18 protein-coding genes and 1 other annotated feature are annotated in these 21,582 nt (G+C 32.7%); all 18 genes read left to right on the top strand.

All coding sequences use genetic code 11. From position 1 onward, the window contains the following. Positions 1 to 15: 15 nt before the first annotated feature. The 18 genes from BMY18_RS06910 to rpoB all read left to right on the top strand — a co-directional run bounded on the left by BMY18_RS06910 (position 16) and on the right by rpoB (position 21,575). Positions 16 to 1,599 (top strand): glycosyltransferase, encoded by a 1,584-nt coding sequence (locus tag BMY18_RS06910; RefSeq protein WP_092451949.1) that lies wholly within the window; start codon positions 16 to 18, stop codon positions 1,597 to 1,599. Positions 1,600 to 1,676: 77 nt separating this feature from the next. Further along, positions 1,677 to 3,344 (top strand): class I SAM-dependent methyltransferase, encoded by a 1,668-nt coding sequence (locus BMY18_RS06915; protein ID WP_092451950.1) that lies wholly within the window; start codon positions 1,677 to 1,679, stop codon positions 3,342 to 3,344. An 18-nt stretch (positions 3,345 to 3,362) separates the two neighbouring features. After that, complete coding sequence (locus BMY18_RS06920) at positions 3,363 to 4,895, top strand: glycosyltransferase family 2 protein (protein WP_092451951.1); 1,533 nt, start codon at positions 3,363 to 3,365, stop codon at positions 4,893 to 4,895. Positions 4,896 to 4,937: 42 nt separating this feature from the next. Continuing rightward, the gene (locus BMY18_RS06925) at positions 4,938 to 6,455 is read left to right on the top strand and encodes a glycoside hydrolase family 99-like domain-containing protein (protein WP_092451953.1); all 1,518 of its coding nucleotides are present in this window, start codon (positions 4,938 to 4,940) and stop codon (positions 6,453 to 6,455) included. Between the two features lies 1 nt (position 6,456). Continuing rightward, positions 6,457 to 8,043 carry a glycosyltransferase family 4 protein gene (locus BMY18_RS06930; protein WP_092451955.1) on the top strand — a complete coding sequence of 529 codons (1,587 nt, stop codon included), beginning with the start codon at positions 6,457 to 6,459 and terminating at the stop codon, positions 8,041 to 8,043. After that, entirely contained in the window at positions 8,040 to 9,023 is a 984-nt protein-coding gene (locus tag BMY18_RS06935) for a TylF/MycF/NovP-related O-methyltransferase (protein ID WP_092451957.1), read from the top strand. The genes BMY18_RS06930 and BMY18_RS06935 overlap by 4 nt, the downstream gene beginning before the upstream one ends. Before the next feature lie 11 nt (positions 9,024 to 9,034). Further along, complete coding sequence (locus BMY18_RS06940; protein ID WP_170841328.1) at positions 9,035 to 10,162, top strand: DUF4422 domain-containing protein; 1,128 nt, start codon at positions 9,035 to 9,037, stop codon at positions 10,160 to 10,162. A gap of 62 nt (positions 10,163 to 10,224) precedes the next feature. After that, positions 10,225 to 11,304 carry a DUF4422 domain-containing protein gene (locus BMY18_RS06945; RefSeq protein WP_092451962.1) on the top strand — a complete coding sequence of 360 codons (1,080 nt, stop codon included), beginning with the start codon at positions 10,225 to 10,227 and terminating at the stop codon, positions 11,302 to 11,304. 125 nt (positions 11,305 to 11,429) lie between these two features. Continuing rightward, the gene (locus BMY18_RS06950; protein WP_092451964.1) at positions 11,430 to 12,092 is read left to right on the top strand and encodes a ribulose-phosphate 3-epimerase; all 663 of its coding nucleotides are present in this window, start codon (positions 11,430 to 11,432) and stop codon (positions 12,090 to 12,092) included. Positions 12,093 to 12,148: 56 nt separating this feature from the next. Beyond that, positions 12,149 to 13,198: a galactitol-1-phosphate 5-dehydrogenase gene (locus BMY18_RS06955; RefSeq protein WP_092451966.1), complete on the top strand. Its 1,050-nt coding sequence runs from the start codon at positions 12,149 to 12,151 to the stop codon at positions 13,196 to 13,198. A 623-nt stretch (positions 13,199 to 13,821) separates the two neighbouring features. After that, on the top strand, positions 13,822 to 13,971 hold the full coding sequence (gene rpmG / locus BMY18_RS06960) for a 50S ribosomal protein L33 (protein WP_092451968.1): 150 nt from the start codon (positions 13,822 to 13,824) through the stop codon (positions 13,969 to 13,971). 24 nt (positions 13,972 to 13,995) lie between these two features. After that, a complete protein-coding gene (secE, locus tag BMY18_RS06965; RefSeq protein ID WP_092451970.1) occupies positions 13,996 to 14,199 on the top strand; it encodes a preprotein translocase subunit SecE in 204 nt (67 codons plus the stop codon). Between the two features lie 15 nt (positions 14,200 to 14,214). After that, positions 14,215 to 14,739, top strand: coding sequence for a transcription termination/antitermination protein NusG (gene nusG / locus BMY18_RS06970; RefSeq protein ID WP_092451972.1), 525 nt, complete (start codon positions 14,215 to 14,217; stop codon positions 14,737 to 14,739). A 109-nt stretch (positions 14,740 to 14,848) separates the two neighbouring features. Continuing rightward, positions 14,849 to 15,274, top strand: a complete 426-nt coding sequence (gene rplK / locus BMY18_RS06975) for a 50S ribosomal protein L11 (protein WP_092451974.1) — start codon at positions 14,849 to 14,851, stop codon at positions 15,272 to 15,274. Positions 15,275 to 15,515: 241 nt separating this feature from the next. Next, a complete protein-coding gene (gene rplA / locus BMY18_RS06980; protein ID WP_092451976.1) occupies positions 15,516 to 16,211 on the top strand; it encodes a 50S ribosomal protein L1 in 696 nt (231 codons plus the stop codon). Between the two features lie 35 nt (positions 16,212 to 16,246). After that, positions 16,247 to 16,395, top strand: a sequence feature (ribosomal protein L10 leader region). 77 nt (positions 16,396 to 16,472) lie between these two features. Beyond that, entirely contained in the window at positions 16,473 to 16,970 is a 498-nt protein-coding gene (gene rplJ / locus BMY18_RS06985; protein WP_092451977.1) for a 50S ribosomal protein L10, read from the top strand. 54 nt (positions 16,971 to 17,024) lie between these two features. Then, the gene (gene rplL, locus BMY18_RS06990) at positions 17,025 to 17,384 is read left to right on the top strand and encodes a 50S ribosomal protein L7/L12 (RefSeq protein WP_092451979.1); all 360 of its coding nucleotides are present in this window, start codon (positions 17,025 to 17,027) and stop codon (positions 17,382 to 17,384) included. 327 nt (positions 17,385 to 17,711) lie between these two features. Next, positions 17,712 to 21,575, top strand: a complete 3,864-nt coding sequence (gene rpoB / locus BMY18_RS06995) for a DNA-directed RNA polymerase subunit beta (protein WP_092451981.1) — start codon at positions 17,712 to 17,714, stop codon at positions 21,573 to 21,575. The last annotated feature ends 7 nt before the right edge of the window (positions 21,576 to 21,582 follow it).

Genomic DNA, 21,582 nt, shown 5'->3' on the forward strand with positions numbered 1-21,582 from the left:
AAAGCGGAGGTATACATGTTTAACGAATTGAATAACACAAATAATGTTGACATAAAAATAATCGATTTAAATAATTTCAAAACACAACATTCACAAGACTTTATTATTTTTGGAGCTGGATGTGCAGGTATAGCGATTACCTATTTTTTAAAAAATGTGAAAAAGATAAATAGTTATATTTTTTGTGATAATAATCCAGATAAACAAAATGATAATGCCACGGTTCCAATTTATTCAGTTAAAAAAACATTATCAGAAGAAAATGCAATCTATTTAATTGGGTTCATTGACAATAATATGTCTAAACTACAATCTGCTGTTATGTGCCTAAAAGATAATGGGGTAAAGGATGATAGAATCATTTTGGTTGATATGCAATCTAGCTGGTTTGATGATACATGTATATCTTATACGGGCGCATATTTAAAAACTGTATACCGTAAAAGAAATAAAACAGAAATAATTAATAAAGTTGAGAAAATTTGCTTTTTGGCAAGTGGATTTTCGAAGGATGTTGAAAATAAGTCTAGCGGTGGATCTATTGGCGCAATATGTATGCAGAAAAAATATTTGGGTGATAAATATAAGGATATGCTTGTAGAATATCCTTATTATCAGTATAGTACGGATATGGATATGATATTTAATAAATATTGGTATATAATCGGAACTTTAGATGCAGTTCATACAATTGTAAAGAATGAATGTAATACAATTTATATTGTGAATGATTTGTTTTCTGCATTTGCTTTGTATATTTTAGGAAAAAAATATAGTTTTATTTTCCATGGACAAGGTGATATTGTTCAAGAATGGTCTTTGTGGGGGCGTAAACTTACAGATAGAGAAAAAGCAATGATACATAAAATTGAATACGTAACTATAAAGGATGCTTGTAATGTATCATTTCCAAGTAATGGTGCAAAGTGGTATTTTGAGCAGAGTCTTAATAAAGTTGTGCACTATAATAGTGGATTACCTTTGTATAATACTATTTATGATTTTCCAGAGGAGAAAAAAGTATATAATATAGAAAAAGATGAATCTAAAATAACATTTTTAAGCATAGGGCAATTCACTTTATTGAAAGGTATGGACCGTATTCCTGAATTCATCGAACATTACATACAATATACGGGGAAAAAAGTTAGATGGATAGTTGTGGCGGATGGTGTACTTAAGAAAGAAGTAAGTGATAGGATGAAGCAGCTTCAAGAGAACGGTGATATAGAATATATAAATATAGATTATAAAATATCACATGCCCAAATTTTTTACCTAATGAATATAAGTAATATTTATCTTATGCTGCATAGAGTAAGTATATTTGATTTTTCTACATTAGAGGCAATGTATTGTAATAAAGCTGTGATTTTATCTGATATACCAGGAAATTGTGAATATAATATTGAGGATAATATCATGATGATAAATGATAATATAGATTGGGATACGGTTTGCAACTATATCGATAATTATTCGTACCATGGGATCGAAAACAATAGAATATATAAGCAATGTTTTTCGGATTCCATGTTTGTTCAAAGATATAATAAATTTATGGATGAATTTATTACTACAGTAGAGTCAAAATCTTAACAATCAAATTTTAAATATAATTTATATCATAATTAATTATCATTGATTATTTAAGTATAGAAATGGATGGGAAAAATATGCAAAAAAAAATTGGAAATGTCATTTTGGATTATACTTATTATAAAGGACAGGATTTATATTCTGATGGAATAATAGAGGATAATATTTTAGATATTGTGAAAACTGGAAAAGAAAAGGACATATTGTATTCTAGTAATGAATGGCCTATACTATACCATCTATCTGATATTAGAGAAAATATTTTAGAATGGTACCCTTTTTGCGAAAATGCAAAAACATTAGAAATTGGGTCAGGGTGTGGAGCGCTTACAGGTTTATTAAGCAGAAAATCAAAGGATGTTACATGCATTGAATTATCCGAAAAAAGATCGTTGATTAACGCTTACCGTAATCAAGATTGTGAAAATATAACCATCATGCTGGGTAATTTTCAAGATATAATAATTAAAGATAAGTATGATTATATTACATTAATAGGAGTATGGGAATATGCAGGATTGTACGTTAATGACGAAAATCCTTATTTAAGAATGCTAGAAATAGTTAAGAAATTTTTAAAAAAAGATGGAAAGATTATTATAGCAATTGAAAATAAAATGGGTTTAAAATATTGGAATGGAGCTCTTGAAGATCATACCAGTAATTTGTATAGTAGCTTAAATGATTACGTAGATGATAAACATGTAAGAACTTTTTCAAAGCCAGAGATAGAAAAAATATTTAAGCAGTTAGATATAAATAATTACGCTTTTTATTATCCAGTACCAGACTATAAACTTCCGGACGTAGTATATTCAGATGAAATACTACCTAAACCAGGAGCTGAACGTAATTATAGAAAAGATTATAATGCGTGTAGAATGTACAATTTTTATGATGCTACTGCATCAGATCAAATCTGTCAAGATTCTATGTATCCATATTTTTCGAATTCCTTTTTAATCATTACTGGAGAAAAGAATACTAAAAATTATTTCCAAAAATATAATAGGTGCCGTAAGGAAAACTTGAGAATAAAGACAGAAATATATGAAGAAAATGAGCGTATATTCATTAGAAAAAAAGCATTAAATGAACCTTCAAAGAAACATATTATACAATTAAAAAATAATGAGAAGATATGGATTGGATGTTTGCCAGCATTAAAATATATTGAAGGTAAGCTTGAAGATGATGAATATATTACACAATATATTGAAGGAATAGATTTAGATACTCTTTTTTATGAATATAGAAATGATGCTGATTTATTTGTGCAAAAATATTGTTATTTTATTGATACTTATTTAAGACCTTTAAATGAAGATTTGGTACCATTTTCTATGTCAGATCAGTTTATATCTATATTTGGAAATAACGCACCTTTAAATGAAGTTTCGCTAAAAATAACTAATATAGATTTGATTTTCTCTAATTTACGTCTAACAAAAGATAGCCAATTGTATTGTTTTGATTATGAGTGGATATATGATTTTTCGATACCATATGACTACGTATTATGGAGAAATGCAACCCAATTATACTCGAAATATATGGTGTATTTAAGAAGCAAATTGTCATTAGGTGAATTTCTTAAAAGTGTAGGCATTCATTTAGATAACATTCCGATATATAATGAAATGGAAAGAAATTTTGCTAATTCTGTTTTTGGAATAAATGATAAGGAAAATTATCTTCAAAATTATCGTAAAATTGCCATTAATCAAACTATTAAATTTAGTTAGAAAGGCTAATTAAATTATATGAATCAAATATTTTGTGAAAACAGTAAAATCATAGTAGATATGCTAAATCGTATCTTAAATTGTATGCAGTTAAAAAAATTATATATTTATAGTGAAGTAAAAGAAAATTTAGACGGATTGTATGATGAAGTTGAGAAAATATACCTAGCAGATGTTCAGTATAAAGTTTATGAAGGACTTATATATATAAATATTGAATCTACGGAAAGTCTGATAAAAATCATTCCTTGGCTTAAAAAAAATAAATATCAAGTAGAAATCTTACTATATATTTCTGATAACGATAACAAGGATAAAAATGATAAAATATTAGAACAAGCATATAATTTAGAGAAGATTTCGCCCCTGAATGGTCAAATATACCTCTTTGGAAAAATATTTGAATATCCTGGAAAATTGGAGGTAGCTGTAGATTTTAAGGTGTTAGCAATTATTCACACTTATAATGAGGCAGATATTATTTCAAAGACAATGACATACATTTTGGAACAGGGATTGGACATTTACTTGGTAGATAATTGGTCAGATGATGGAACATTTGAGATAGCCCAAAATATTTACGATAGATTTCCACAAAGAGTTTATTTGGAAAGATTTCCGGAAGATGGACAAACACAATATTATGAATGGTATCATCAATTAAAAAGGACAGAAGATATTAGTAAAAATATGCCATATGATTGGTTTATTCATTATGACGCTGATGAAATGAGAATCAGCCCTTGGAGAAATGTAACATTACTACAGGCAATATATTGGATTGATACATTAGGATACAATTTGATTGAGAACACAGTAATTGACTTTAAATTAACTGAAAACAATAATGATGAAAATATTTTTATGAAAGATGTATATTTTGATTTTGGACATAAAGAAACTCATTTTATGCAGACAAAATCATGGAAAAAAACAGAATATATTAATATAAAGGATTCTGGAGGTCATATTGCAAAGGTTCCTAATCCGAAGTTATATCCTTTGAAAATATTAAACCGCCATTATCCATTTAGAAGTCTAAAACATGCTCAAAAGAAAGTGTTTATGGATAGAAGACCCCGATTTGAAAAAGAACGTAAAGAACGTGGTTGGCACGGCCATTATGACTTCGTTCAAAAGAATCAGGATTTAATTATAGAATCAGATAAATTGATAAAGTGGAATGAAAATACATTTTATGATTATTATATACCGCTGTTTTTAGGGTGTGGAATCATTGTTTTGGAAAATAATAAAGTTTATGACAGACAATTTCCAACACTCAATGAAAAAAATATTGTTATTTATGGTGCAGGAAATTTAGGGAGAGTAGCTTATAAAAATTACTCGAAATATTGTAATATAGTAGGGTGGGTTGATCAGAATTATAAATTTATTCCTAATATATATTGTGAAACTATTTTATCGGCAGACAAGATTTTAGATATGGATTATGATTATATTTTCATAGCAGTAGAGAATGATGTGATTAGAAAGGAAATTCAGGACGAATTAAATCGTAGGAAGATAAATAATAAAAAGATTCTTTAGTAAATGAATCATTAAGAACTTTATAATATGGAGGAAACTTAAGTGCAAATATTAGCAATGTACCTTCCACAATTTCATAATGTAGAAGAAAACAACCTTTGGTGGGGTGAAGGGTTTACTGAGTGGACTACCGTAAAAGGTTCAAAACCGCTATTTAAAGAACATAATCAACCCAAAGTTCCACTTGATCAAAATTATTATAATCTGCTGGATAAGGAAACTATGAAATGGCAAGCTGAACTCATGAAGCAATATGAAGTTGATGGTATTTGCATGTATCATTACTGGTTCAAGAATGGTAGGCAAATTCTTGAAAAACCAGCTGAGAATCTCTTAAAGTGGAAAGATATAGATATGCCATTTTGCTTTTCGTGGGCAAATGAAACTTGGGCAAGGTCGTGGAGTAATATACGCGAAAAGAATGTATGGGCAAATACATTTGAATGCAAAGAAATAAAAATAGAAAATGGGATATTGCTTGAACAAAAATATGGAACAGAAGAGGATTGGAAGAAGCACTTTGAATATTTACTTCCATTTTTCCAAGATGAAAGATATATAAAAGTAGATGGAAAGCCATTGTTTCTTATTTATCAGTCCTCACTTATTTCTTGTATAAAAGAAATGATTGAATTTTGGAGGAAATTATCTAAAGAGGCAGGCTTTCCAGGAATATATATTGTAGGAGCAAATTGCAATGGGCCAGCTGAAAAAGTTGTTGATGCTACATTATATATGGAACCAGGGAGAAGCAAAGAATTATTTAAGCAACAAAGTGGTAATTCAGTATATGAAATAGACTATGAAACAATTTGGAATAAGATATTAAATACTAGAAAACCAACTCTTAAAACTTATTTAGGAGCATTTGTAGGATATGATGATACTCCAAGAAGAGGGGTAGAAGGTACTGTTATAACAGGTACAACACCTCAAAAATTCGCACACTATTTAACAGAGTTAATGGCTCAAAATACAGCGTGGGGCAATGAATTAGTGTTCTTAAATGCTTGGAATGAATGGGGTGAAGGCATGTATTTAGAGCCAGATCAAAAACATGAATATGAATATTTAGAGGCTATTCCATATGCTAAGAAAAATTATGAGCATAGAGTAGTTGATTACAAAAAAAACATATACGATACTGAAACCTATGATAAAAAAGAGTTTTTCAGGATTCAGGAAAGAAGTGATAAATTTGAGCATTATTTAAATCTTCTGGATGATTGGATGAAATTGCGTGAAAGTAGGATTTATCTCACAGAATTTCTTGAAAATGCAGGATTTAATAACATTGGCATATATGGATTAGGTACTATGGGTAGACATTTTCTTAAAGAAGTTTTAGAAAGTCAGATAAAAGTTAGCTATATAGTGGATCAGCAAAGAGATAAATTACACGCAGATATTCCTGTATATCTTCCTGATGAACAACTACCGAATGTGGATGCAATTGTGGTTACATCAACTTTTTATTATGCAGAAATTGTTGAACTATTAAGTGAAAAGGGGGTTAAAAATATAATTTCACTTGAAACTATTATTAAGGAGTGTGGATAATTTGGCACATTTATATTTCAATAGATTTGTTAAAAATGAAAATGGATTAATAAATACTGTTCGTAAATATCCCTTTGTTATTGTCTATGGTGCTGGATTGGTAGGCTCATTAACGGTAAAGCGGTTGTTGGCAAATAAAATAGAAGAGGAAAAGCTAATTATTGCTGTAGGTAACGACCAACCTAACCATACTAAAATACTGTGTGGAATAAAAGTATATACTATTGAAGAAGTTCTACAATATGTAAGTAATGCACTAGTGATAATTGCAACTATGCCTGGATTACATGAAGGAGTATTTGAATCCTTGGATATGAAAGGATTTCAGCATATTATTCCGGTATCACTTTACATTTATAATAATATGTGTGAAAAATATGTTCAAAATTTTTGTGAAGTAAACCCAATTAATATAGATAAAAATGTAAAAACAAAAATTATGTTTATGGCATCGGATAACAGTATAACTTCTGGTGCATTTTTGTGTATGGTGGAGTTATGCATTTCATTAAAACAATATGGCGTTGAGGTGATTGTAATTCTTCCGTGTTATGGAAATGGCGAAATCTTGCTAAAAAAAGCTGAGATTTGTTATACTTATTTATTGTCAACGCATTGGGGATATGAAATTTCACGGGAACATGATTATTTTTATAAAAGTATTTTTAAATATAAATTATTAAGAAATAAAAAAGCATCCCAGAAACTTGTTCACATGATACAGCTGTATGGCATAAATCTCGTGCATTGTAATACATCCTACACATATGTTGGAGCAAAAGCAGCGAGACAATTAGGTACTCCTTTTGTATGGCATATAAGAGAAGATATGAATGATCAGGGCTATAATTTTTATTGTTACAAGAAAGCTAGTCAACTGATCGAACATTCAAATTTAGTGATTTTTGTCTCAAATTATATGAAATCTAAGGTGCAATTAGGTACAAGCAACCAAACGGTGGTTCTTTATGATGCAGTTAATTTTGCGGATGAATTGTATATAGCTCCTAGGGAAATATTAAATGAAGCTACAGTAAAAATGATACTTGTTGGGGCAATTTCTCCCCATAAAGGACAGAAAGAACTTATTGAAGCATGTGCTTACTTAAAGAATAACAACTTTACTGATTTCCAGCTTTTGCTTGTTGGAAAGGGAGAAGAGCATTACGTTAAGGAACTAAGAAAACAGGTAAAATTGTATCAATTAGAGGATTATATTATATTCTATGGACAAAGTGATGAGGTAAAGCGATTGTATGAGAATTCTGATTTCTCATTTATGTGTAGTAATGCTGAACCTTATGGCAGAGTTACAATTGAAGCTCAGCTTGCCGGGTGCCTTGTGATTGGTTCGGCATCAGGTGCAACTACAGAGCTCATAGAGGATGGAAAAACAGGATACCTATATGATACAGGAAATGTACAGGATTTGGCAGATTGCATATACAGAGCGATATCTGATGTGAAATGTTCAAGAAGAATTGCAAAATTTGGACAGTGTTATGCACAAAAGACTTATACAAAACAAAATCAACTTAAACGTATGATTGAGATGTATGAGAATGTACTGGAAAGGACACTAATATGAAGAAAATTATAATTTGGGGAATAGGCATTATTTATGAAGAATTTAAACAGAAGCTGTTACCTGATGTAGAAATAATAGCGTATATTGATAGCTTTAAAAAGGCAAAATTTTATGATGGGAAGAAGATTTATAAACCATCTGAATTTATTCAGCAGAATCTCAGCTATGATTTTATAGTTATAGCAAGTGTTTATACAAATGATATCTTTTATGAGTGTAAAAAAATGCTTGATATGAATAGGATAATTTTCCTACGACCACTACAACATACTAAAGATGTGGAGTCATTTTATAGAAATGTTGATGCATTAACAGATATTGCTCCGAAATATAGAGACGAGACGTTATTAGAATCAGATATTCGTATGGGAATTGATGAAGGAAAACAAATTGCTACTGATTCCTATCCTATATATTATTATGACTATTTTCGTTATAGAACTTTTGAACTTATAGCAGATCAAATTCAAAAATATGAGGGTGATATTGCAGAAGTAGGTGTTTTCAAAGGATATTTTGCAAGTATTATCAATCGAAAGTTTCCATCAGATACCTTGTATCTATTTGATACTTTTGAAGGATTTGATGCGAAAGAAGCCAATAAGGAATTATATAAAGGAAATTGTGATGAAACGTTCATAGAGACATTTAAACAGACGACTGTGGAACAGGTACTGAAAAAACTTCCTTATAGAGAAAATTGTATTATTAAAAAAGGCTTTTTCCCAATGTCTGCGGAAGGAATCGATACTAAATTTAAATTTGTGTCAATAGATGTTGATTTTGAAAATTCAATTTATGCCTCTATTAAATATTTCTATCCAAGGCTTGTAAAAGGTGGATTTATTTTTATTCATGATTATAATGAGCAAAGGTTAAAGGGAGTTCGAAAAGCAGTCAAAGATTATGAAAATGAACATGGGTCATTAATTAAAATACCAATTGCAGATAAATGTGGCACATTAATTATAACGAAATAATAGGAGTAATTATGTATTATGCAAAAGAAGTGATAGAAGAATTAAATCAAAGTAAGCAAATTGTGATATTTGGTGCACGTATTGTTGCAGTGGAAGTAGCAAGTATTTTGATGGGAGAACCTTACTTGTTTCAGATACCGTATTTTCTTGTAACGGATTTGACAGATAATCCATCACAGCTGCTTGGGAGACCGGTTATAGACTTAAAACAATCAAAGGATAAAATTTCACCAGATGATACGATAGTGATTGCATCAATGGAGAAGAATATAGATTCAATATGTGAAAATCTTAGACAATTTGGTTTTTTACACCTAATACAGATGACCTTTGAAAGTGATTTGTGGAGTTTAATCAGAGGGAATTACTATATGCATTTATGTAAAAATAATCATAAACCATTTATTGCGTTAGAGAATGAATTGAAGGCAGTAGATGTTGTGGGTGAATGCACTTCGGTTAGTATATATACTGCTAAATGTCATGTGGATAAAAAAATACAAGAAGATACTTCTCGTTTTAATTGGGAGATACCAATTCAAGTAGGAACTGAGTTGACAAAAGAACGAATCTGTAAGATATGTGATAATGAAGGTGATAACATTTCAATAAAAAATAGTGGATATTGTGAATTGACAGCTCTGTACTGGATTTGGAAAAATGATTCGTCAAAATATAAAGGGTTAGGCCATTATCGGAGACATTTTGAACTAGATGAGCCTATGTTATCCAAGCTTTCTTGCTCAAATATTGATGTCATTTTGACAATACCTATTTTTAATTTTCCGAGTGTTGGAGATGTATATAAACAAGACCATAATTTTAGCGATTGGAATGTTATGATGGAAGCATTAGAAAAAAATGCACCAGAGTATTGTGATACAGCAAAACGACTACAGAATGGAATTTATTATTACGGTTATAATATGTTCGTAGCAAAGCGAGAGATTTTTGATGATTATTGTAAATGGCTGTTTCCTATTCTTACATATTGCGAAGAACATTGTGGCAAGAAGGAAGATAGATACCAAAATAGGTATATTGGTTTTTTGGCAGAAAGACTTTTATCAATATATTTCAGGCATCATGAAGATCGATATAAGATAGTTCATGCAAAAAAGCATTTTATTGAAAAGTAAAATAATATTAAGTATATTTATATGAGTGCAAATATAAATATCAAGGAGGCAATCGGGAGTTTATGGTCAAATTGTTATTTTATGGTGCTAAGTCTTTGGCCCTTGGAATGTATAAAGCGATTCAGAAGTTGTATCCAGAATACATAGTGGTTGGATTTCTGGTTAGCTCGTTAGAAAATAATCCTTCCACACTTGCAAAATTGCCAGTCATGGAATTAAGTTCTTTTGCTAGTGGACTATCAGCTAAAGAAAAAGAAGAATTACATATTTTAATTACTACCCCAGAGGATATTCATATAGAAATAGTAAATAGGCTGAAGGAATTTAAAATTTTCAATTATACTTGTATGGATTCCCTCAAAGAAGCAAAACTGATGGAGCAGTATTTTATTGAATTGGGTATTTTCCCATCCATTCATACGTATCCGTTAGGTACAGCGAAGGCTGATATACAGGTGTATCATGCTAAGTTTTATAAAGATAAGCCATTATATAATGAATATAGTATTCCTAAATGGATAAAACCTTTACAAGTTGGAGCGGAATTGACAAGTGAAAGAATTTCGGATCTTGTGGATAATAGCGGAATAAATATTTCGACGAAAAATGTAAATTATTGTGAGTTGACAGCCTTATATTGGATATGGAAAAATAAATTATTATCGGATGATAGAGCACATTATTATGGAATATTTCACTATCGTAGGATTTTAGATATAAATGATACGGACGTCTTCTGTTTAAAAGAAAATGACATAGATGTTATTTTACAATATCCAACAATACATGAGCCTGATATTAGTGAACATCACACTCGATATGTAAAAGAAGAGGACTGGGAGGCAATGTTACAAGCACTAGCGGAATTACATCCTGAATATGCTGATGCGTTTCCAGAAATATTATTACAACCATATTTTTACAATTACAATTTATTGGTGGCAAAAAGCCAGGTATTTGAAGATTATTGTAAGTGGTTATTTCCTATATTGGAACGAACAGAGGAGTTAAGTGTTCCTATGGGAAGTGAACGTGCAGATCGTTACATTGGATATCTTGGTGAAAATCTTATGACATTATACTTTCTGTATCATAAGGGTGATTTACATATTGTACACACGGGAAGATTAATGTTAACATAAAAGTATTCAGATTCTAGGGAATCCTTGATACTATTTATAAAGAGACATACCCTGACAAAAGGTTGGGAGAAAGGAAATAATCCATCCACTTTCAAAAGAGGAAAATTGGATTATATGTGTATAAAATGAATTTTGAATTATGTGCGTCAATGATGTGTGCGGATTTTGGAAATTTGGAAAAAGAGGTCAAAGATCTTGATGAAGGAGGAATAGATTCTTTTCATATTGACATAATGGATGGGCGTTATGTGCCGAATTATGCAATGTCACTTACTGATATGAAATATATTAGAAGTGCAACAACTAAACCACTGGACGTTCATTTAATGATTGAACATCCTAATAGCCATATAGACATTTTTACAAGGAATTTAAGCGCTGGTGATACAATTTACATACATCCTGAAGCAGAGTATAACCCTTCGACGGCGTTGCAGTATATTATTAATGCAGGAATGATACCTGGTATTGCAATAAATCCCGGAACGAGTGTAGAAACTATTATGGAAATGCTACGCATTGTTCAAAAGGTACTTGTGATGTCTGTAAATCCTGGAAATGCAGGTCAAATGTATTTGCCATATGTGGGCAAGAAAATAACGAAGCTTCTCTCTTTAAAAGATGAAATGGAATTTGATATTTATTGGGATGGAGCATGCAGTGCTGAAAAAATCCAGGAGTATGCGCCGAAAGGAGTAAATGGATTTGTGTTGGGAACTACTTTGCTTTTTGGAAAAGAAAGACCTTATGGGGAGATCATCAAAGATATAAGGGAACTAAAATTATAACGTAGACAGTAATGAAAAGGCTCCAGTTATTGATAGAGGTCGAAATGAGGAAACAAATGAAAGCATACGTATTAAATGCAATAAACCAACTAGATTTTACGGAAACTCCAATTCCAACAATAAATGCTTCTCAAGTGCTTGTAGAAGTGAAAGCAGCAGGAATTTGTGGTTCAGATATTCCACGCATATATGAAACAGGGACATATAGATATCCAACAATACCGGGTCATGAATTTTCAGGTGTTGTTAAAGCGGTTGGTAATCATGACAAATCATCTGATTGGATTGGAAAAAGAGTTGGTGTTTTTCCTTTGATTCCATGCCAGAAATGTTGCGCTTGCAAGAAAAAACTATATGAAATGTGCAGAAATTACAATTATTTGGGATCTCGTTGCGATGGTGGATTTGCAGAGTATGTGGCCGTCCCAGAATGGAATCTGATTCAATTGCCAGATGAAGTCAGCTTTGAAGATGCAGCAATGTTAGAACCTGCAGCTGTAGCGTTACATTCACTCCGTAGGGTACAGCTTTCGCAAAATATGACGGTTGCAGTGCTTGGCCTTGGTATGATTGGATTGTTGATTGTACAATGGATCGCAGCACTTGGAATTGAGAACGTATATGCCACTGGGCATCACAAAGAGCATGGCGAATTAATGAAATCGGTAGGAAAACACACTTATGCTTACTACGATGCTCACAACCAAAATGTTGAAAAATGGTTATTGGAAGAGACAGGTGGAACAGGCGTTGATTTAGTTATTGATTGCGCTGGTTTTTCCCAGACACTTACAGAAGCATTAAATGTTGTAAGCCCTGGTGGACAGATTTTAGTAGTGGGCAATCCTCATTCTGATATGATTTTACCCAAAGAAAGTTATTGGAAATTATTACGGAATCAGATTACAATTACGGGTAGCTGGAATTCTACATTTAATCACCAAAAGGATGACGACTGGCATAAGGTTTTGGAAGCATGTAAGGAAGGTAAAATAGATTTAAATAAAATAATTTCCCACCGGTTGCCATTTTCGGATTTAGAAAAAGGGCTTGATATTATGTATAATAAAACAGAATATAGAAATAAAATAATAATTGTCAGATGATAAATATGTATAGATATTTTTTTGTGATTTTTCTTCTTTTACAGTTTATATTGACTGCACAAATTCTTACATTTTTAGTTGTTTATGGTATTTGCGTAATTTATGAAATAAGGTTCCTGTCAATTCAAAAATAGTTTGGAATTTTATTAGTTATTTTCCTTTGTATTTAACGTTGAACAAGTTAAAAAAATCCTGCTAAAACTTCCCTATATCATAAATGAGATCAAAATATTTCAATAATATAAAAAAGTTACTTATTATATATGAAGGCTAACCTTGAATTGTTAGGTGTGGCCTTCGTTTAAGAAATTACTAAGATATTTAGGTTAAAAATATTTTGGCTATTATTTTATATATTTCACATATATACAAAAATAAGTTAAATCCCCTTGCATTCCACCCCTCACCATGTTACACTATCTCAATAAGTGTATTCAAATTTATTGAAAAAAATATTGACGATACACACTAGGTGTGCTATATTAGACTAGCTACGGAAGAGGTCTTTTTTTTATGCCTAAAAAGCCTAAAATGTGTTCAAAAACATAAATAATGTGTTCAAAAACACAAAAAACGTGTTAAAAACATAAAAAATGAGTAGAATTAAAGTGGAGGTGGCAGTTGTGCGCGTAAAAATAACATTAGCATGTACTGAGTGTAAGCAGCGTAATTACAACACGACGAAGGATAAGAAAATGCATCCTGACAGAATGGAAACAAAGAAATATTGTAAGTTCTGTAAATCACACACATTACACAAGGAAACCAAGTAATTTAATTACAGTGAGGTGAGAAATATGAGTGAAGCTGTTAAAGTAATAAAGCAGAAATCAAGCTGGTTCAAAGGTTTAAAGGCTGAATTTAGCAAAATAATTTGGCCAGATCAGAAATCACTTACTAAAGAAACAATTGCTGTATTGGTTGTGTCCGTAATCTTAGGTTTAACAATATCTTTGTTGGATTTTATTATTAGATTCGGTATTGAATTCCTAGTAAAATAAGGTAAGGGTGATTAGATGTCAGAAACAAATTGGTATGTTGTTCATACTTATTCTGGTTATGAGAATAAGGTAAAGGCAAACATCGAAAAAACAATTGAAAACAGAAATCTTGAAGACCAGATTCTAGAGGTAACAGTACCTATGGAAATGGTTGTAGAAGTGAAAAATGGCGCAAAAAAGTCTGTTCTGAAAAAGATGTTTCCAGGATATGTTCTTGTAAACATGGTTATGAATGATGATACCTGGTATGTTGTAAGAAACACAAGGGGTGTCACAGGATTTGTTGGTCCTGGTTCAAAACCGGTACCTTTGACAGAAGAAGAAATGAAACCATTAGGAATTAACAAAACATCCAATGGAATTGTAATCCATGATTTTAAAGTCGGTGATATGGTAATGGTAACCGGCGGCGTATGGGAAAGCACAGTTGGAAAGATTAAGAACATTAATGATGGTAAGCAGATTATCACAATTAATGTAGATATGTTCGGTCGTGAAACTCCGGTTGAACTAAGCTTCTTGGAAGTGAAAAGATTGTAACATGTATAGTTCGTTTTGAACGGGCGTGGGAGAATTGTGATTTGCAGGCAAATCGCTTTGCAATCAGGTTAATTCGCCAAATACCACATTATATTTAGGAGGTGCCACAATGGCAAAGAAGGTAACAGGATATATCAAATTACAGATTCCTGCTGGAAAAGCTACACCGGCTCCACCAGTTGGTCCAGCACTTGGACAGCATGGTGTAAACATTATGGAATTTACAAAACAATTTAACGCAAAAACATCAGATCAAGAAGGAATGATTATTCCAGTTGTGATCACAGTTTATGCAGATAGAAGCTTTAGCTTCATAACAAAGACTCCACCTGCTGCAATTCTTCTTAAGAAGGCTTGCAACTTAAAATCAGGATCAGCAGTACCTAACAAGATTAAGGTTGCTACTATCACTAAGGCTGAGATTCAAAAGATCGCAGAAATTAAAATGCCTGATTTAAATGCAGCATCTATCGAAACTGCTATTAGTATGATTAGCGGTACGGCTAGAAGTATGGGAATTACAGTAGTTGATTAATTAGATATGTGGGAGGAAAATGCGTTGCATGCAACGCATGAAAGCAAATCGCTGACGCGATTTCTTTTGCTGACAAACAAAACGTATGAATTTAAAAACATGGCTGATAAGCATAGATTAAGGGCATAACTTAATATGATGGTTAAAAGATATGAGATAAAGTTTTACTGAGTGAGTCAGTTAATTATAGGGCAGTGAAAAAGCTTGTCCCCTTCCGATAATACCACTAGGAGGTTCAGAAATGAAAAGAGGAAAAAAATATGTTGAGTCGGCTAAGTTAATTAACCGCGCAACTTTATATGATGCTACAGAGGCAGTTTCTTTAGTAAAGAAATCAGCAGTAGCTAAATTTGACGAAACAATCGAAGCACATATCAGAACAGGCTGTGATGGACGTCATGCAGAACAACAGATTCGTGGAGCAGTTGTACTTCCTCACGGAACTGGTAAAAAAGTTAGAGTATTGGTTTTCGCTAAAGGCGATAAAGCTACAGAAGCAGAAGCTGCTGGCGCTGATTTCGTAGGTGGTGAAGAATTAATTCCTAAAATCCAAAATGAAAACTGGTTTGGATTTGATGTAGTTGTTGCTACTCCTGATATGATGGGTGTTGTTGGTCGTTTAGGACGTGTTCTTGGGCCTAAAGGGTTAATGCCTAATCCTAAAGCTGGTACAGTAACTATGGATGTAACAAAAGCAATTAATGATATCAAAGCTGGTAAAATTGAGTACAGACTTGATAAAACTAATATTATACATGTACCAATTGGTAAAGCATCATTTACTGAAGAACAATTAACAGACAATTTCCAAGCAATTATGGGAGCACTCGTAAAGGCTAAACCAACAACATTAAAAGGACAGTATATGAAGAGCGTTGTTATTGCCTCTACAATGGGTCCTGGTGTTAAAGTTAGCCCAGCTAAATTTGTAGGTTAATTATTTAAGATTGACAATATTTTAATATGATAGTATACTATCGAATATAACTGCCAAAGACAGTATGGTCCCGAGGATATATCTTGGGTTAAAGGTAACACGCCTACCGAGGACAATAAACACTCAAGTTGAGATGATTTATTCAAGCCTTTCTGTCTAACAGAAAGGCTTTTTCTTGCTTTCAGAAACTTGCGAAGCTCGCGACTGAAAGTATATAAGAAGGTTTAGGCAGATTCAAATCTAACAGGAGGTAATCAATTCATGGCAAAAGTAGAACTTAAACAACCAATCGTAGAAGAAATCACTAGCGCTCTTAAGGATGCTAAAGCAGCAGTTTTAGTTGACTATCGTGGTTTGACAGTTGAACAAGATACTCAGCTTCGTAAACAATTAAGAGAAGCAGGCATTGTATACAAAGTATACAAGAACACATTGGTGAATTTAGCAGTTAAAGGTACTGAGTTTGAAGCACTTGTTCCACACTTAGAAGGACCTACAGCAATTGCTATTTCAACAGAAGATGCTACAGCACCAGCAAGAATTTTATTCGAGTTCGCTAAAAAAGCTGACAAGCTTGAACTTAAAGCCGGCGTAATTAATGGTAATTATTATGGTCAAGAAGCAATTCAGATAATTGCTACTATTCCATCAAGAGAAATATTGCTTTCAAGATTGCTTGGAAGTATGTTATCACCTATTACAAACTTTGCTCGTGTTATCAAGCAAATCGCTGAAAAAGACGAAGAAGAAGTTGCGTAATAATTAAAATTTATTATTCGAAAATTAAAACAATTTGAAAAGGAGATCATAACAATGACAACTCAAGAAATTATTGAAGTAATCAAAGGTTTATCAGTATTAGAATTAAATGAATTAGTAAAAGCATGTGAAGAAGAATTTGGCGTTTCAGCAGCAGCAGGTGTTGCAGGTCCAGCAGCAGCAGGCCCAGAAGTTGAAGAAAAAACAGAATTTGATGTAGAATTAACAGAAGTTGGACCAAGCAAAGTTAAAGTAATCAAAGTAGTTCGTGAAATAACAGGCTTAGGCTTGAAAGAAGCGAAAGACTTAGTTGATGCAGCTCCAAAGACAGTTAAAGAAGCAGTTAACAAAGAAGAAGCTGAAGCAATCAAGATCAAACTTGAAACTGAAGGCGCTAAAGTTACTGTTAAGTAATTTTTGACAAACGATTTATAGTAATTTTAACTTAATAAGAATACTTATTAATATAGAGAAGGGATGCAGACTAATATTGCTGTGCCCTTCTTTTTAATTAATTGTTGAAACTATCTGTATAATATAGGAAAAAATGGAAACTATTGAAGAATGTGGTAATAATAAACAAATTTCAAATAAATGAATAAAAAGTGTTGACATGGATTAGGGATTATGCTACTATGGACAATGCACTATTGTGGTGCGAATATGCCGTTATACGGATGGTCGCATTTGTAATAATAATTTAAATTATATATAAAAATAAGCACAAGGGGTGAAACGTCAATGGAAAAAAACAGAATACGTCCAAAGAAATTCGGTAAAAATGTAAGAATGAGCTACTCAAGACAGAAAGAAGTACTTGGAATGCCGAACCTTATTGAAGTCCAGAAGGATTCTTACCAATGGTTTCTAGACGAAGGTCTCAAAGAAGTTTTTTATGATATCTCTCCAATCGCGGACTACAGTGGACATTTAAGTCTTGAATTCGTAGATTTCGTATTATGTGAAGACGATGTCAAATATTCTATTGAAGAATGTAAGGAAAGAGATGCTACTTATGCAGCGCCTTTAAAAGTTAAAGTAAGACTTTACAACAAAGAAAATGATGAAATTAGCGAACATGAAATATTCATGGGCGATTTACCACTTATGACGGCTACAGGTACCTTCGTAATTAACGGCGCAGAAAGAGTTATTGTTAGCCAGTTAGTACGTTCTCCTGGAATATATTATGATTTACAGCACGACAAAATTGGAAAGGAATTGTATTCAGCTACAGTGATTCCTAATCGTGGAGCATGGTTAGAATACGAAACAGATTCTAATGATGTATTTTATGTACGTGTAGATAGAACAAGAAAAGTCCCTGTTACTGTACTTATTAGAGCCCTTGGCTTTGGTAGTAATGCAGAAATTATTGACTTATTTGGCGAAGAACCTAAAATACTTGCAACAATAGAAAAAGATACTTCTGATAACTATCAGGACGGTCTTTTAGAGCTTTACAAAAAAATAAGACCAGGTGAACCACTTTCAGTAGATAGTGCAGAAAGCCTTATTAACAGTATGTTTTTTGATGCTAGAAGATATGATTTAGCCAAAGTAGGTAGATATAAGTTTAATAAAAAACTTTCATTTAGAAACAGAATTACTGGACATATTTTAGCTGAAGATGTAGTCGATAAATCTACTGGTGAAGTCCTTGCTGAAGCAGGAGCTACATTGACAAGAGAGTCTGCAACTGCAATTCAAGATGCGGCTAGTCCATATGTATTCATTCAGCATGAAGATAGAAAAGTCAAAGTTCTTTCCAATATGATGGTTGATATTACGAAATGGGTTGACATAACAAAAGAAGAAGCTAAAAAGTTAGGAATCGGCGAGACCGTATTCTATCCTATTTTGCACCAAATCATAGAAGAAAATGAAGATCTTGATTCTATTAAGGAAGCAATTAAGAAAAATGTTAGTGATTTAATTCCAAAGCACGTTACTGTTGAAGATATTATTGCTTCAATTAATTATAATTTACATTTAGAGTACAATGTCGGTAATATGGATGATATCGATCATTTGGGCAACAGACGTATTAGAGCTGTTGGTGAACTTCTTCAAAACCAGTATAGAATTGGTTTGTCAAGAATGGAACGTGTTGTTAGAGAAAGAATGACAACGCAAGACTTAAATGGTGTGTCTCCTCAGTCATTGATTAATATTAAGCCAGTAACTGCAGCTGTTAAAGAGTTCTTTGGTAGTTCTCAGTTGTCACAGTTTATGGATCAGAATAACCCACTTGGTGAGTTAACACATAAGAGACGTCTTTCAGCATTGGGCCCTGGTGGTTTGTCAAGAGATCGTGCTGGATTTGAAGTTCGAGATGTTCATTATACTCATTATGGAAGAATGTGCCCTATTGAAACACCAGAAGGTCCTAATATCGGTTTAATTAACTCACTTGCTACATATGCAAGAATTAACGAATATGGATTTATTGAAGCACCTTATCGTTTGGTTGATAGAACAGATGCTAAGAATCCCAAAGTTACAGATAATGTTAGATATCTTACTGCAGATGAAGAAGATGATTATTATATTGCACAAGCAAATGCGGAATTAGATGATGAAGGTCATTTTGTTAGAAATTCAGTTGCAGGTCGTTTTAGAGAAGAGACTTCAGAATTTGAAAAGATTAAGATAGATATGATGGATGTATCACCTAAGATGGTATTTTCCGTTGCAACATCTATGATTCCTTTCCTTGAAAATGATGATGCGAATCGTGCACTTATGGGATCAAACATGCAACGTCAGGCAGTGCCTCTTTTGACTACAGAAGCTCCTGTTATAGGAACTGGTATGGAAAGCAAAGCAGCGTTTGATTCAGGAGTATGTATTATTGCAAAAGAAGACGGAATAGTTGAATATTCAACTTCAAAAGAAATCATCATTAGAAAAAGTGACGGAAATAAAGATGTATATAGACTTACAAAGTTCTCTAGAAGTAATCAGAGTAACTGTTACAATCAAAGACCTATTGTGTACAAAGGTGATAAAGTTACCAAAGGTGAAGTTATAGCCGATGGTCCATCAACTGCAAATGGTGAAATTGCATTAGGAAAGAATCCATTGATCGGATTTATGACTTGGGAAGGTTATAACTACGAGGATGCTGTACTTCTTAGTGAAAGATTAGTTCAGGACGATGTTTATACATCGATTCATATTGAAGAATACGAAACAGATTCAAGAGATACAAAGCTAGGACCTGAAGATATCACAAGAGATGTTCCAGGAGTAGGTCCTGATGCACTTAAAGACCTTGATGAGAGAGGTATTATAAGAATAGGTGCAGAAGTTCGTGCAGGTGATATTTTGGTTGGTAAAGTAACGCCTAAGGGTGAAACTGAACTTACAGCTGAAGAAAGACTTCTCCGTGCAATTTTCGGTGAAAAAGCTAGAGAAGTTAGAGATACATCACTTAAAGTTCCTCATGGTGAATACGGTATCGTCGTAGACGCTAAAGTGTTTACAAGAGAAAACGGTGATGACTTAGCTCCTGGTGTTAATGAAACAGTTCGTATCTATATCGCTCAGAAGAGAAAAATCTCTGTTGGTGATAAGATGGCTGGACGTCATGGTAATAAGGGTGTAGTTTCAAGGATTCTTCCAGTAGAAGATATGCCATTCCTTCCTAATGGTAGACCACTTGATATTGTATTAAATCCACTTGGTGTTCCATCTCGTATGAACATTGGACAGGTACTTGAAATACATTTGAGTCTTGCTGCTAGAGCATTAGGATTTGACGTTTCAACTCCTGTATTTGATGGTGCGGATGAAAATGCTATTATGGATACACTTGATATGGCCAATGATTATGTAAATACAGGCTGGAATGATTTTGAAGACAAATATAAGGGCGAAATCAACGATGATTTAATGACATTCCTTGATGATAACAAAGACCATAGATCTGAATGGGAAGGTGTTCCTATTTCTCGTGATGGTAAAGTAAGTCTTCGTGACGGTAGAACTGGTGAATATTTCGATAGCCGTGTTACAATCGGACACATGCATTACTTGAAACTCCATCATTTGGTTGATGATAAGATTCATGCTCGTTCAACTGGTCCTTATTCACTTGTTACACAACAGCCACTTGGTGGAAAAGCACAATTTGGTGGACAGCGTTTTGGTGAGATGGAAGTTTGGGCACTAGAAGCTTATGGTGCTGCTTACACATTACAGGAAATATTAACCGTTAAGTCTGATGATGTTATTGGTCGTGTTAAGACTTACGAAGCTATTATTAAGGGCGATAATATACCTGAACCTGGTATTCCAGAATCATTCAAGGTTTTATTAAAAGAACTCCAGTCACTTGCTTTAGATGTTAAAGTGTTAGATGAAAATGGGGATGAAGTTGATATTATGCAAAACATCGATTTTGGTGAAACAGATTTCAAACGTATTTACGATGAGAAAGATGCAATCGCTAAGGAAGAAAACCTTGCAAAATATGGATATCAGACACAGGAGTTTGAAGGCGAAGAATTAGTACCAGTTGTTGTTCCAGAAGAAGTCGAGTTTGAAGAAGATGCAGAAATCGAATTTGATGATGTTGATTTTCCAAATGAAGAAGAATAGAAAGGAG

Origin of the sequence: [Clostridium] fimetarium, from assembly GCF_900111235.1 — a bacterium.
GTDB classification, from domain to species: domain Bacteria; phylum Bacillota; class Clostridia; order Lachnospirales; family Lachnospiraceae; genus Clostridium_N; species Clostridium_N fimetarium.